At 43.6% G+C, this 13263-nt stretch carries 10 protein-coding genes; all 10 read right to left on the bottom strand.

Annotated elements, in window-relative coordinates; translation table 11 throughout:
- Window position 1: 1 nt before the first annotated feature.
- The 10 genes from gatA to WC441_00775 all read right to left on the bottom strand — a co-directional run bounded on the left by gatA (window position 2) and on the right by WC441_00775 (window position 13224).
- Window positions 2-1456: an Asp-tRNA(Asn)/Glu-tRNA(Gln) amidotransferase subunit GatA gene (gatA, locus tag WC441_00820; GenBank protein ID MFA5163051.1), complete on the bottom strand. Its 1455-nt coding sequence runs from the start codon at window positions 1454-1456 to the stop codon at window positions 2-4.
- Between the two features lie 249 nt (window positions 1457-1705).
- Window positions 1706-1993, bottom strand: coding sequence for an Asp-tRNA(Asn)/Glu-tRNA(Gln) amidotransferase subunit GatC (locus WC441_00815; protein MFA5163050.1), 288 nt, complete (start codon window positions 1991-1993; stop codon window positions 1706-1708).
- Window positions 1994-2249: 256 nt separating this feature from the next.
- Window positions 2250-4370, bottom strand: coding sequence for an NAD-dependent DNA ligase LigA (gene ligA / locus WC441_00810; protein MFA5163049.1), 2121 nt, complete (start codon window positions 4368-4370; stop codon window positions 2250-2252).
- Between the two features lie 90 nt (window positions 4371-4460).
- Complete coding sequence (locus tag WC441_00805) at window positions 4461-4709, bottom strand: hypothetical protein (GenBank protein ID MFA5163048.1); 249 nt, start codon at window positions 4707-4709, stop codon at window positions 4461-4463.
- 41 nt (window positions 4710-4750) lie between these two features.
- Window positions 4751-4957: a hypothetical protein gene (locus WC441_00800; protein ID MFA5163047.1), complete on the bottom strand. Its 207-nt coding sequence runs from the start codon at window positions 4955-4957 to the stop codon at window positions 4751-4753.
- An 85-nt stretch (window positions 4958-5042) separates the two neighbouring features.
- On the bottom strand, window positions 5043-6518 hold the full coding sequence (locus tag WC441_00795) for a hypothetical protein (protein ID MFA5163046.1): 1476 nt from the start codon (window positions 6516-6518) through the stop codon (window positions 5043-5045).
- Between the two features lie 22 nt (window positions 6519-6540).
- Window positions 6541-7146, bottom strand: coding sequence for a cupredoxin domain-containing protein (locus WC441_00790; GenBank protein ID MFA5163045.1), 606 nt, complete (start codon window positions 7144-7146; stop codon window positions 6541-6543).
- A gap of 27 nt (window positions 7147-7173) precedes the next feature.
- Window positions 7174-9339, bottom strand: a complete 2166-nt coding sequence (locus WC441_00785; protein MFA5163044.1) for a tail fiber domain-containing protein — start codon at window positions 9337-9339, stop codon at window positions 7174-7176.
- Window positions 9340-9349: 10 nt separating this feature from the next.
- Window positions 9350-10003: a cupredoxin domain-containing protein gene (locus tag WC441_00780; protein MFA5163043.1), complete on the bottom strand. Its 654-nt coding sequence runs from the start codon at window positions 10001-10003 to the stop codon at window positions 9350-9352.
- Window positions 10004-10071: 68 nt separating this feature from the next.
- Window positions 10072-13224, bottom strand: a complete 3153-nt coding sequence (locus WC441_00775) for a hypothetical protein (GenBank protein MFA5163042.1) — start codon at window positions 13222-13224, stop codon at window positions 10072-10074.
- Between the last annotated feature and the right edge of the window lie 39 nt (window positions 13225-13263).

Raw genomic sequence — 13263 nt, 5'->3', positions numbered from 1 at the left:
TTTATAAATTAGCTTTTATAGTATTATAAGCATTTATTTTTTCCAGCTGATGGGCAACGCTGAGAATCCGGGCTTCACTCAAACTCGGGCCGATAAGTTGCAAGCCGATCGGTAAATCGTCTACGAAACCGGCTGGCAAAGATAGGGCCGGCAAGGCGGCCAAAGAAGCGCCGGTTACATAAATATCCTCAAGATACATAGCCAAGGGATCATTTACCTGTTCGCCTAATTTGAAAGCTGGGTGTGGAGTAGTCGGGGTTAAAATAATATCAACATCTTTAAAGGCTGAAGCAAAATCGGCTTTAATCAAAGATCTGACTGCTAGGGCTTTTTTGTAATAAGCATCGAAATAACCGGCACTCAAAGTGTAGGTGCCTAGCATTATCCGCCGTTTGACCTCCGGACCGAAGCCCTGCCCTCGATTCTGCTTATAGAAAGCCTGCAAATCCTCGGCTTGATCGTGGCTCAAACCCCAGGCGACTCCGTCAAAACGGGCTAAGTTAGAGCTGATTTCCGCCGGAGTAATAATATAATAGACTGGCACGGTATATGGGGTGTGAGGCAAACTAATTTCTATAACTTCCGCCCCTAACCTGATTAAGTCCTCTTTGGCCCTAATTAGTAGGCTGAGAATTTTCTTATCTAGATTCTTAGTAAAATATTCTTTGGGCCAGCCGACCTTCAAGCCTCGGATATCCTGATTAAGCAAATTAGCATAATGATCCGGACTGTCTTTTAAGGTAGTCGCATCTAAGTCATCATCACCGGCAATAGCTTCCAGTACCATCGCTGCATCTTCCACTGTCTTAGTTAGAGGACCGATAACGTCGGTCGAAGAAGTCATGGCCATCAAGCCAAAACGGGAAACCCGGCCATAGCTAGGCTTTAGTCCCACTAAGTTGCAGAAGCTGGCTGGCTGACGGATCGAACCGCCCGTATCGGTCCCTAAAGCGAACAAGCACAGATCGGCTGCTACTGCTGCCGCTGAACCGCCGCTTGAACCGCCAGGAACCCTTTCTAAGTCCCAAGGATTATTACTAGGGCCATAAGCCGAATTTTCCGTAGAAGCGCCATGGGCAAATTCATCCAGATTGGTCTTGCCTAAAAGCACGGCGCCCGCTTCTTTTAATTTCTTAATGACGGTCGCGTCATAAGGAGCGATATAATTTTCTAAAATCTTAGAAGCCGCCGTAGTATTTAAACCTTTGGTCATCAAGATATCTTTAGCTAGATATGGAATACCCAGCAAAGGACCTCTTTCACCGGCCGCCAACCTTTTATCTGCTTGCCTAGCCTCTTCTAAAGCTGTAACTTCGGCTACCAGCAGGCAAGCTTTAATCTTTTCATCGACCGCTTCTATCCTATCCAGGCAGGCCTGCGTCAAAGCCAGGGCGCTAATTTCCTTAGCGTCTAATAATTCTCTGGCTCTAGCGATGCTTAAGCTATTTAAATTCATAGACTGTCTTAATAAAATTTTATCTTATCTTCGGCTTTCCCTGAAGGGCTCTATGTTATGATATTTTTCCGTGGGCCCGACTATCGGTAGTGAACCAAAACTTAACAATTTGGCTTCCGGGGTTCAAGTCCCCGCGGGTCCACCGAGGCCTTGATTGACTTTGGCTATAAAATTTGCTATATTTATGAAGTTAAGTTTTGGTAACCAATAGTGAAGCTACAAAGATCTCCCGCTCGGGAGATTTTTTGTCTATAAAACTTTCTTCACCCTAATCAGACGCCCCTCTAAATCGCCTTGCTTTAAGGCGGCTTCGACTTCATTTTTATCCCAAGCCCTCACCTCGTCCAAACGCCAGATATTATTCAGGTCGGAATCTGGGCTTAAAAAATCATGAGGCATAGTTTTTACCTCTTTTAACTTATCAATATAATCTAAAACGGATGATAGTTGAGCTCCATAGGTCTTAAGTTCGGCTGGGCTCAGCTCCAAACGAGATAAGTCGGCAATATGTTTTACTTCGGCAAGTTTAAGAGACATATATGATTTAACAAAAATTTATTTTTCCTTTGATTTTCCCTGAAGGGCTCTATGCTATGATATTTTTTCGTGGGCCCGACTATCGGTAGTGAACTGAACTTTAGCATTTCGGTTTCCGGGGTTCAAATCCCCGCGGGTCCACCAAAAAGTTAATTGACTTTAGCTATAAAATTTGCTATATTGAAAAAGCTAAAGTTCGGCTCATACAACTACTATAGTGAAACCGCAAAGATCTCCCGCTCGGGAGATTTTTTGTTTACTCCAACAGCTTTAAAAAGGCTGCTTCGTCCAAAATCTTAAGCCCTAATTTTTTCGCCTTCTCATATTTTGCGCCGGGGTCGCTACCTAAAATTAAAAAATCCGTGTCCTGGCCGACATTGTCCTGATTAAGGCCTCCAGCTGCTTTAATTCTATCTTTTGCCTCCTGCCTTGTCAAACTAGGCAAAGTGCCGGTTAAAACGAATTTTTTGCCCTTTAGAGGCTGATCGGCGAGGTGTTCAGCTATCTGCACCCGGAGCCTTATCCCTGCCCCGTCTAGCTTAGCCAAGAACTCTAAATTGTGACGATCCCGCCAGAAATCATGGATACTCCGCGCCACGATTCCACCGACATCATCCAGCTCCTCTAACTCGGAAATAGTTAATTTCTGAGCCCGGGCTAAAAGCGCCTTGATGCTGATAGTCTGAGCGGAAAAGCCTAAATAGTTGGCTAGTTTCTGAGCGCTACTTTCGCCGACATGCCTGATGCCTAGCGCGTACAAGAAACGGTCTAAATCAAGCAAACGGCGATTTTTAATTATCTCCAAGATATTATCGATCTTTTTCTCGGCAAAACCGGGCAAGCCGCTAAGGTCTTCCTTGCGCAAGAAGAAGAGGTCAGCCGGATCCTTGATCAAGCCTTCGCTTAAAAATTGTTCAATGATCTTAGGACCTAAGCCCACAAAATCCAAGGCTCCTTTAGATACAAAATGGATTATTTTCCTAAGGTTAACGGCATAGCAGTCCTTATTCTGGCAACGATAGGCAACTTCTCCGCTAGGCTTAACTACCTGCCCTTCGCAACGGGGACAGCGCTGCGGTTCTAAGATAGTTCGCTCCTTCCCGGTTCTTAATTTCTTTAGAACTTCGACCACTCTCGGAATAACGTCGCCGGCGCGTTCCACCACGACCGTATCTTTGATTTTCAAATCTAGACGCCTGATCTCATCCAAGTTATGGAGGGTTGCCCGGCTGATAGTCACCCCGCCAACACTAACCGGATCCAAGATAGCAGCTGGAGTAAGAACACCGGTTCTGCCTACCTGCCAGATGACATCGTTTATGACAGTAGTGGCTTGTTCAGCTGAAAATTTATAGGCCATCATATAGCGAGGAGCCTTGCCCACTATCCCTAAGATTTTCCAGAAATCAAGCTCATTGAACTTTACGACCACGCCGTCTATCCCGAAGGGCAAGGCTTCCCTTTTTTCTCCAATACTTCTTTGGAATTTAAAAACCTCAGACAGATTATGGCACACTCGATTCTGTTTCAGGGTTTTAAAGCCAAGCAAGGCTACCAGGGCATCGGCTTGGGCGCGAGTCTTAATCAGTCCATCAAGCCGAGGAGATCTGAAGATTAAATCATAGGCATAAAAATCTAATTTCCGTTCCGCCGTGACTTTGGGATCAAGTTGCCGTAAAGAACCGGCGACACCATTTCTAGTATTAGCCAGCAAAGCTTGTCCATTAGCTTCATATTTTTTATTCAACTCATTAAAAACCAATTTAGTCATAATCGCTTCGCCGCGTACTTCTATCCCGCTAACCATGATTTCCTCCAAGAAAAAACTAGCCTCCTTTGCCTTGAGGCCTAAACTTTCCAAATCTTTTATCGCGGGTAGATGCAAACGCAAAGGGATGCTAGCAATCGTTCTGATATTGTTTGTCACGTCTTCGCCCACTTGGCCGTCGCCGCGAGTCGCCCCTGATACTAGGACGCCGGAATCATATTTCAAGCTTAAGGCCAAGCCGTCCAGTTTTAATTCGCAATAATAGACAAAGGGACGGTGTTTAGCCGGATGATTCTTCAGGTAATTGCGGTTACGATCTTCCCAATCCGACATATCAGTCTCAGAGAAAGCATCAAACAGCGAAATCATAGGGCGATCGTGCCTGACTTTTGCAAACTTAGACAGGGCTTTGCCGGCCACCCTCTGCGTCGGCGAATCAAGCGTAATCAAATCCGGCCATTCGTTTTCGAGCTTGAATAATTCATTCTTCAAACTATCTAGAGCCGCTGGGCTCAAGGTTTCCTTATCTAGGACATGATAATTATAGCGATGGCGGTCGATTTCTGCCCGCAGTTTTTTTAATCTTTCTTTAGCTTCGTTTTTAGTCATATAAGATGATATGGCTTAATTATAACATCTTTTTTTTCAAAAAACCACCCAAGATAAGGCGGTTTTTTGCTTAAAATTAAGGATATTTTGCTATTCTTGAGTCTCGGCTGGCGGCGTGCTTTGGCTGGGATTAGCATTGTTAGCCCCCTGAGGATTAGCAGCCGTGTTGATAAAATTGACGACATCACCAATGGTCTTGGTGTTAGTGCTAACTGCTTGTTCTAATTGAATCAAAATCGCCCTCTGGTTGTTAAGCTTGGAATTGAATTGCCAGAAGAGCATTACTAGGACGCCGAGAATTAAACCGATGACCAAAGGAAAGATTAGTTCTTTTTTCATATTTTTTTCTGTTCGCATAAGCTATTATATTTTAATTTTTATTACTTCTTCTGAGTGCTTGCCAGGCTGGAGTTGATGAAAGAGACGATAGCGTTGACTTTGTTGTTGTTATCCACTACGGTCGCCTGTAACTTATTGATCCTAGTTTCTTGGCGCTTAACCTGCCAACCGAAATAGACGCATAAGACGACGAGGATAACGACGAACAAGGAAAGAATTAAGGGGATCAAGGATATTTCTTTTTTCATAGTAATAAAATAATTAAATGCAATTAATAATCAACTCTTAGTATACAATAAAAACTAAACCCTAGCAAACCAACTAGATCTACATTCAATCCGCGCCTCCTTCAGTGTCCAATTCTAAACTATTAGTAGAATTAATGGTCTCCGGTCTATGCGGATTCTGAGTGAATATCCTATAGAAATAATGGGTATAGGGGGTGTCACCGACCAATTCGGTAATAGATCTACCAGGAGCACCTAAGGCTTGTCCATTTTTAGCTGGTTCAATATCTTTCAAGGTATTAATATACTCACGATCGATTGACCAGAAAAGTTGATAAAAAGTTTCGTCGGCGCCATCGTTTTGAATCAGTATCTCCATGGCTGGCGGAGTGGCGCTAGGCCTTTGGCCGACAATAGAAATATCAGGATTACCATCATCACTACCAGGACTTCCTACCGTTAGTACCCCTGAGTTACTGGTATTAAACAAGGTGTCACGAGCATAAATTATATAGTAGAAATTAGTATTCACTGTTTCATCACCGATTTCTTTACCATTATTGCCCGCAGACATTGTCTCCCAAGATACTGGTTCATCCATATTCATTAGATCTTCTTCAGTGGCTGCATATAATATCTGGTATTCTCCGGCTTCATCAGAGATAAAACTAATTAAGGTCGCTGGATCATGCCCAGGAGAATCAGTGATTTCAGATAACACTGGTCCAGTTGTATCGCTAGTTGTTACAACATAATTCTGGTGAGTGCTAGTATTACCAGCAGCATCTTTAGCTTTTATTGTATAATAATAACCCGTATTAGCCTGATCACCAATTAGATGATTATAGACCTGGTAAGCAGTTGCGGATTGGTTAGTGGCCGGATCTGGATAAGAACTCGGACTATAAGCAAAACCGTATTGGCCGTTTTCATTCATATAAAAGTTTATTTCATAGGCTGGTGGATTCGTACTTGACAGGGCCGGACCGTAAGAAATGCTTATACTAGGGGCTTGAGTGTCAGAAGCCGTGGTCAGTGTACCACTATAAACGCCAGAATTATCAGCCGCATCCTTATAGAATATACGGTAGTAATAGAAGGTGTTATACTGCCCGCCGATATTTACAAGATAATTTGAATTAGCGGTCATTGGCATCCAAGCCGTGCCAGGCTCGGAAGGATAACCGCTTGTACTTTGAGCAAACTTATAATACCCGTTTTCATTAATAGAAAAACTAGCATAAGTATAGTTCTGGGTCGGGGTTAGGCTAACCAAGGTGAAAGTCGGCGGAGTAGTGTCACCCCCTTGCTGCACGGCTGTATGCAAAGGGCTAGCTAGATATGAATCTACTTCGCCCACAGTCTTAGTAGGGATAAAAAATGATGTCGTCACCTTCGAAGTGTCGATATTAATGCTCCGGGTCTGGGCGGTTAAATTTACTATCCCCTGATTAACCAGAATCTGATAGCCATTGGTGACATTGACGTAACCGGCCGCCAAAGCGGTCTTAATGGAGACTATCGAAAAGACCACTAAACTGAGCAACATCAAGCTGATTGGTATGGTAGATTTTTTTAACATATAAAAAATCTAATTATCAAGACTATTTATTAACGATGATTATATGGCCGACAGCCGTACTATTAGGTCCGCCGCAAGCTTGGCAATAGTATAAGAAATCACCTTCTTGCAAGGCCTGGAACTCTAAAACTTTGGTCTGGCCCATCTTAGCTTGCTGTGACATGCTATAGTCAGGAAAGATTATATCATAATCCTTATCAACGGCGGTAAAATTAACATGAACAGTATCCCCGACTCTGGCAATGATCTTGCTGGGGTTATATGCGTTATCCTCCCCCTTGATATCAAAAATCCGGAACTTGCTTTCAATCCCTGGAGCGGCGGGCGCCACATAAGTCGGAACCACGATTTCTTTGTCCGTTATCTTCTTGGGGTCAGAATCCATCTCGGGCACGACCGTATTGGCTGGCACCTCTGCCCTGAATGGGCTGGGTTCGGTTTCGGTCCGGCCAACCGGAATAACGAGCTCCGTCGACTTATCAGTGGTCTCTGGATAGACTTTTTTGGCGGCTTCCTTCCCGCTCCGGCGAGAAATGTCGACGATCACTAAAATAATTAGGAAGACAGCTAAAACTACTCCCATCGCCAGAAACATCTTTTGATTAAAAATTGGCCGATTAGTCTTCATAAGAGATAGATTAATTCAAACTGATAACTATTTTAGGCTGCTTTCCAAGGACTTAACCCTAGCCTGTAGAGAATCAATTTCCTTTTGCTGAGTTTTAAGAGCTTCTACTAATATGGCAGTGAAATTACCATAGGCGACAGATTTCTTGCCATCGACTCCGGTTTCCACTAACTCTGGTAACACTTTTTCTACATCTTGAGCGATAAAGCCATAGTTGGCTTCCCCGCTATCGCGCCATTTAAAGGAGACACCCTGTAAGTTCAAAACTTTAGCTAAAGCTCCATATATCGGCTTAATATCCTTCTTCAAAGTCCGGTCAGAATTATAGTAGAAAGCATCAGCGGTTACGGAACCAGAATCTACCTGGACGTTACCGACAACATGCAATGGCCTGGTTGGATTAGTAGTGCTAATGCCGACGTTACCATTCTTTAAAACCATTTGGCCGTAAGTGCTACCGAAACCGCTACCACTGCCATTAGAGGCAAAATTCAAAGTCTGGCCGCTATCAGACATCCAAAGGCCACCATAAGCGGTGTCTTTGAATATCAAGCCTCCGCCATAAGGGCCGGTGAGCATCAAGGCACTTGAGGTGCTATTAGAGGGATTAAAGGTGCTGGTCGCTGTTGTGTCCATTAAAGATGTGCCAAAAACGGTAAAACGATCGCGCATATACACCTCATTAGAATAATCGCTATAACCAATCATTACTTGTCCGCTACCGTCAAAATTAAGCCCGAGAGCTTTGAGTCTCCGACTTTCTGTATTCATCTGATTACGACTACTATAAATATTTACAAACCTTTTCATGATGTTCTTAGCATCAAAATCAGTTACCATGCCGTCACCATCGACATCAGCCATGGCCTGTTGCAAAGGAGTTAAGCTAGTTAAATTATGAGCAAATTGAGCAGCGATCAAGGCGTCGATGGAATTAACATATCCATTATTATCAACATCGCCACTACCGCCACCCATATAGAAACCGCCATAGACCTCAAAAGGAGCGGTTGGAGAGGTTGTACCAACACCGACACTGGTCATGGTACTTGTAGCATAGATAGCACTACCAGTCGTCATCCAGTAACCACCGCCGCCACTAATACCGGCTATAGCTGAATCTACATAATTCCTATTAACAGAAGCGGTGGGATCAGCGGATATACCTACATTAATCATTGGCTTACCCCCAGCATCAATGCTATATGTTGAGGCGCTATCAACCACTAAGCGAGCCGAGGAAACAGTGGTGGTGCCGATGCCAACTCCAGAACCATTATCAAAAATCTGTGAATTAGCAATCGTATCGCTGTCAGAAAATTTAGTGACATAATTAGCGGTCGGCGAAGAAGCGTTAACGTTGCCGCCAGCATTAGTCCAAGAGGTAATGCAGTTGGTGCCATTGCCCATACAAAAGCCTCCGGCTTCGATATAGTTATCAGTCACTGTTGTGTCATACGTGGAAAATCCACCATTAGCAAAGATATTGCCAGAAGAATCAACATCCCAATTAGTGGCTGACATCAAAACTGCATCACCATTATCACCAATCGTCAACGTGCCTAAAGTTGTCCAAGTAGAAGCGGAAGAAACGTTATTACTGCCAATCGTGCCGCTAGTAACGGTTATATTATTATCCACCTCCGCATCCGAAACGACTGCACTACCGGATACTAGGTTAGAAGCAGTTAGAGTGTCAGAGACCATAGCATCAGTGACTGCGTTATTAGGCAAAGATAGAGTTCCAGAAGTCAAAGTCAGACCATTAGCAACGCTTACCGCTCCACCGCTAGAAATCGTAATACCAGTACTGCCGCCGTTACCTACTAAAGCGTTAGCTGCTAAATTAAGGTTTTGGGTTGCGGTATGATTACCTAGATTATCGCCGCCGGTTGCTGAACCGCATTGGCTGCCCAGCATCCTGACGATACCGCCGTTATCCACATAAAGGCACTGGTTGCCTTGGCCAGTATAGGCGGCTAAGGTGGTTGTCCCAGTGACTCTTAAAGTACCGCTAACGTTTAATTTATCAGTAGTGGTTGCGCCCACGCCAATATTACCGGGAAAGTAGGAAGTATCACTACCAGTACCAAAGTTTATGACCTTAGCCAGGGTGGGCGAGAGGTAGGCGAATAATCCTAAAAGACAAGCAATAGACAGGGAAATTAAGATTTTTTTATTAGGATTTTTCATATTATAAAATTTATTTGACGATCATTTTACCAACTTCGCCTCGGCTAGCATGGCTAGGTAAATCGCAATAGAACTTATATTCCCCTGCCTTAGTCGGAGCATTGAAAGTCATGGCTCTGGTTTCTCCAGTAGAAACTCCGATGGCCACAGAAGATAAGGATTTATCCTCAAAGCGGAAAATATGAGTCCACTGGTCAATTGAGCTGACAGCAATGGAAATCGGTGCTCCCTTAGAAACCGTGAATTCTGCCGGACTGATTCCCTTCTCTAAACTCATATCAAGTTTAATGACTTTGGCGGACAATTCTTCTTTATTAAGAGGGCCGGTCTGTTGCGGAGCTTGCGGAGAGGTTAAAGGCAGATCAGTCCTAACCACCTCACCCTGAAGGTTAACCACTTTATTATCCTTAGTGACTAAATTAATACTGTTTGGCACTACTTGAGCGGCGTCCTTCAAGGCTGCAACGCTTTCCTGAGCAATTTCCACCTGGCTCTTAGCCGCAGTATCATTGATAGAGGTGGCCGCTGGCTTAGGAGCAGGAGTTGTTGCCTCTTTTTTTTGCTTAGGCATAGCCGCGATTACAGTAATGATGATTATAACCACTACTAGGCCCAATAAGATCCAAATTTTTTTGGAATTTGGCTCAGTTGTGAATTTATCCATAGTATTATTCGGTCTAAGGGCTAATTTATTAGAGCTTAAACCTCCTTTTATTTATATAAATTTAATATTTAATCGATCACTAAACCAGCCCTCTCTGTCTGATTAAGAGCTTTGGTCGGCCAAGACTTCCAGTCAAAACGCTTACCAATCAAGCGATATGAAACTGAAACCGGCTTATCGCTCCGGAAGACTATCTTATTATCTTTCACTAAATAATATGTCTGAGCGAAACTACCAAACGGAGTAATGAAAACCTGGACGTTATCAGGACCAAAATCTACCACATTACGCCAGACCCAGAGGTCATCACCAGCTTCAATCTTTGAAAAATCTAAAACTTTTTCATAGCCAAAACCAGCATGATAGGTGTCTATCCTGAGATTGCCCACATATTCTTCCTTGACCCCGCCAGCGATAGAGGCGGCGTAAGTAGAGTATTTTGTCCCTCGGATATTATACAAAGGATCGATAGTGTTAACAGTCAACTTATTGACATTAATGATATCATGATTATTTAAATCAAAATTTGCTATCATCGGAGAGGCTAATATGCCCCACATAGTAGATGTAGCCTGGCCATATGATATAGCATCTTTAGGATCAGTAGCGGTAGATAAATTTTGCACCCTTGAATTACCAGCATCAATTGAAGCGCCGGAACCACCAACGTAATTAACAGATAACTGAGCTGAGGTCATAGTTGTAGTCCCAATCGCCACCTTGCCCGTGTTAGCCAAAGTCATAATATCGCCCACGCCGCCGCTTCTAGCCGGATCAGCGTAGAACCTAAAATCTGAATTTTCACCAGGCGTATAAATCGCCCAATATCTCAAACCACCCTTAGAAATAGCGAAATTAGACTGGTTAGCGGTAGAGGTAGAATCAATGTTAAGTTGTCCGAAAGAACCAGCTGCTCCTACAACATGCAAAGGCGAATTTGGAGTGGTGGTGCCGATGCCGACGTTGCCACTACCCTTGATTATAAAGGGGACATAGGCGGTGGTTTTATAGGCACCGTTATACAAGGAATTAACAGTAAAATCTACGGTGGCAGAACCTGAATTATATACTAAACCGAGCGCACCTGTTATATTTGTAGAATCTCTCCAGACTACGTTGTTATATTTACCTGAAGTCCAACCGGCATTATTTATTAAAGAAAGAAAATTATTATCATTTACAGAAGTAACATTTACTTCCAATTTATGATTCGGGTTAGTCGTCCCGATTCCGACATTATAAGCCGTTGAAGAAGCATATAAATTGCTTCCATTTAGACCCCAATAACTAGTTCCACTAACCTGTGACCAGGCGGTCTTACAATCGCCAGCGATACATAGGCCGCCAGAAGAATTAATTTGGCCACCAGAAACATCTAATTTATAAGCTGGAGAGGTGGTACCGATACCGACATTCCAAGAAGTGTTAGAAGCATAAATATTTGACCCATTAACATCCCAATATGAAATACCAGCTATTGCTGAATCCAATTGATTCCTATTCACTGCATCAGTAGACGTTGATCCTGGAGCCACGTTGGCGATTTTCATGCTCCCAGCATCAATATTATAGGTAGAGTCTCCCGTCACGACTAAACGAGCAGAGGTTGGGTTGGTTGTCCCGATGCCGACATTGCCGGCCGGATTAAATAACAAATTACCGCCATATTGCGTGCCGACATATTTTATTTCAAAATCATAGAGATTATTGCCATAAGTATTGTAAGCCAACTGCTCCATCTTCCACTCCCTGGACGACATGCCTAAATAGATGCCGGCATTTTTGCCAGAATCAAGTCCTTTCAGGTTTACCCTGGCTGAAGAAGAGGCCAAAATCTCAAGATTAGCTAATGGATTAGTGGTGCCGATGCCGACATTACCACCAGCAATAATCCGCATCGCTTCGGTCCCGCTAGCGGAAATGGCAATAGAATTAGCTGCTGGATTAAAAATACCCGTATCTACATCTGTGTTAAAAGTATAAGTTGGCGCCGCCGCTGCATTGCTTGCAGTTAAACGATAGTTATTTGCTGTTCTGAGTACGCCGCCAGCCTCAATGATAACATCACCAGTTCCGTTACCAATCCCTAATTGAGTGCTCGCAATACGATAAATGCCAACCGAATTATCAAAAAATAATCCCTGATTTTTATTGAAGCTACCATCGGTGCCGATAGACAGTTTATAAGTTGGGCTGGTCGTCCCGATCCCAATATTCCAAGCGGTATTAGAGGCGTATAAAGTAGAACCATTAAGTGTCCAATAACTAATACCGCTAACCTGTGACCAGGCGGTCTTACAATCGCCAGCGATACATAGGCCGCCAGAAGAATTAATTTGGCCACCAGAAACATCTAATTTATAAGCTGGAGAGGTGGTACCGATGCCGACGTTAGCTCCAGTCGTTAAATACATGACCGGATTAGCATTGACCACCAATTGCAAAGGATCAAAAGTATTTGCCCCGATGGTTACTAGACCGTCCCCTGCCTTGACAATCCCGGCAGAAGCATTAGCGCCGGTCCTTTCCACATACAAAGAAGTGTCTGTAGACTGTGATACTTGCAACTTATAGCTTGGATTGGTTACGCCGACTCCGACGTTGCCACTCGAAGTAAGTCTCATGATTTCCGTTCCTGCGCCCTGATTTAAATTCAACACTATATCTTTTGTCGCTGTTCTAGTAGTAATAATAGTATTAGCGTCCGTTGTGTTAAAAAATAGAGGAGATTGTACGCTAGAACGACCAATAATAGAGTTGCCGGAAACATAATTTGATCCGGAAGTATAAATAACCCCGTTTACTTCTAAAGCGTACCCCGGATTCGTCGTCCCGATCCCGACGTTAGACGGGAAGCTATAAAGACCGCCACCAACGTTAGAACCAAAAGCTCCGTTAGAGACATTGGCCGCGCTAACCGAACCAGTCAGACTGCCGATAAAGGTGGTGGCATTGATAGTGCCGTTAACGTTTAGGGCATAAGTAGAAGTGCTGCTAGTCCCGATAGCTAGATTGCCGCTCAACCAACCGCCACTTAAAGGTAAAAAATCGTTAGGCAGGTTGTTCCAATCCGTGTTAGCTAAAATCCCATTAGTCGCTTTATTGTAATCCCCGGATAGGGCTTGGGCCGAATCAGCTGATATCAATGCAAAAGCAAAAATAAAAAAACCGACTAGGCTTATTAGCTTTAAAGAGGGGATATTTTTGAGCCATGTTTTCATAGGCTTGGGCAAGTCTGCTAATTAAAAAAATTTAATAAA

The sequence above is a fragment of the Patescibacteria group bacterium genome (assembly GCA_041651355.1).
In the GTDB taxonomy this organism is placed as follows: Bacteria; Patescibacteriota; Patescibacteriia; order Patescibacteriales; family UBA12465; genus JAPLVX01.
Note: the sequence above shows the minus strand (reverse complement) of the source record. Positions and strands in the feature narration are given on the sequence as shown.

Bases quoted from the DNA above. Each gene is read 5' to 3' on its own strand.
- WC441_00785 (MFA5163044.1), bottom strand. From the start codon at position 9,339: ATGAAAAATCCTAATAAAAAAATCTTAATTTCCCTGTCTATTGCTTGT.
- ligA (MFA5163049.1), bottom strand. From the start codon at position 4,370: ATGACTAAAAACGAAGCTAAAGAAAGATTAAAAAAACTGCGGGCAGAA.
- gatA (MFA5163051.1), bottom strand. From the start codon at position 1,456: ATGAATTTAAATAGCTTAAGCATCGCTAGAGCCAGAGAATTATTAGAC.
- WC441_00780 (MFA5163043.1), bottom strand. From the start codon at position 10,003: ATGGATAAATTCACAACTGAGCCAAATTCCAAAAAAATTTGGATCTTA.
- WC441_00800 (MFA5163047.1), bottom strand. From the start codon at position 4,957: ATGAAAAAAGAAATATCCTTGATCCCCTTAATTCTTTCCTTGTTCGTC.
- WC441_00805 (MFA5163048.1), bottom strand. From the start codon at position 4,709: ATGAAAAAAGAACTAATCTTTCCTTTGGTCATCGGTTTAATTCTCGGC.
- WC441_00815 (MFA5163050.1), bottom strand. From the start codon at position 1,993: ATGTCTCTTAAACTTGCCGAAGTAAAACATATTGCCGACTTATCTCGT.
- WC441_00775 (MFA5163042.1), bottom strand. From the start codon at position 13,224: ATGAAAACATGGCTCAAAAATATCCCCTCTTTAAAGCTAATAAGCCTA.
- WC441_00795 (MFA5163046.1), bottom strand. From the start codon at position 6,518: ATGTTAAAAAAATCTACCATACCAATCAGCTTGATGTTGCTCAGTTTA.
- WC441_00790 (MFA5163045.1), bottom strand. From the start codon at position 7,146: ATGAAGACTAATCGGCCAATTTTTAATCAAAAGATGTTTCTGGCGATG.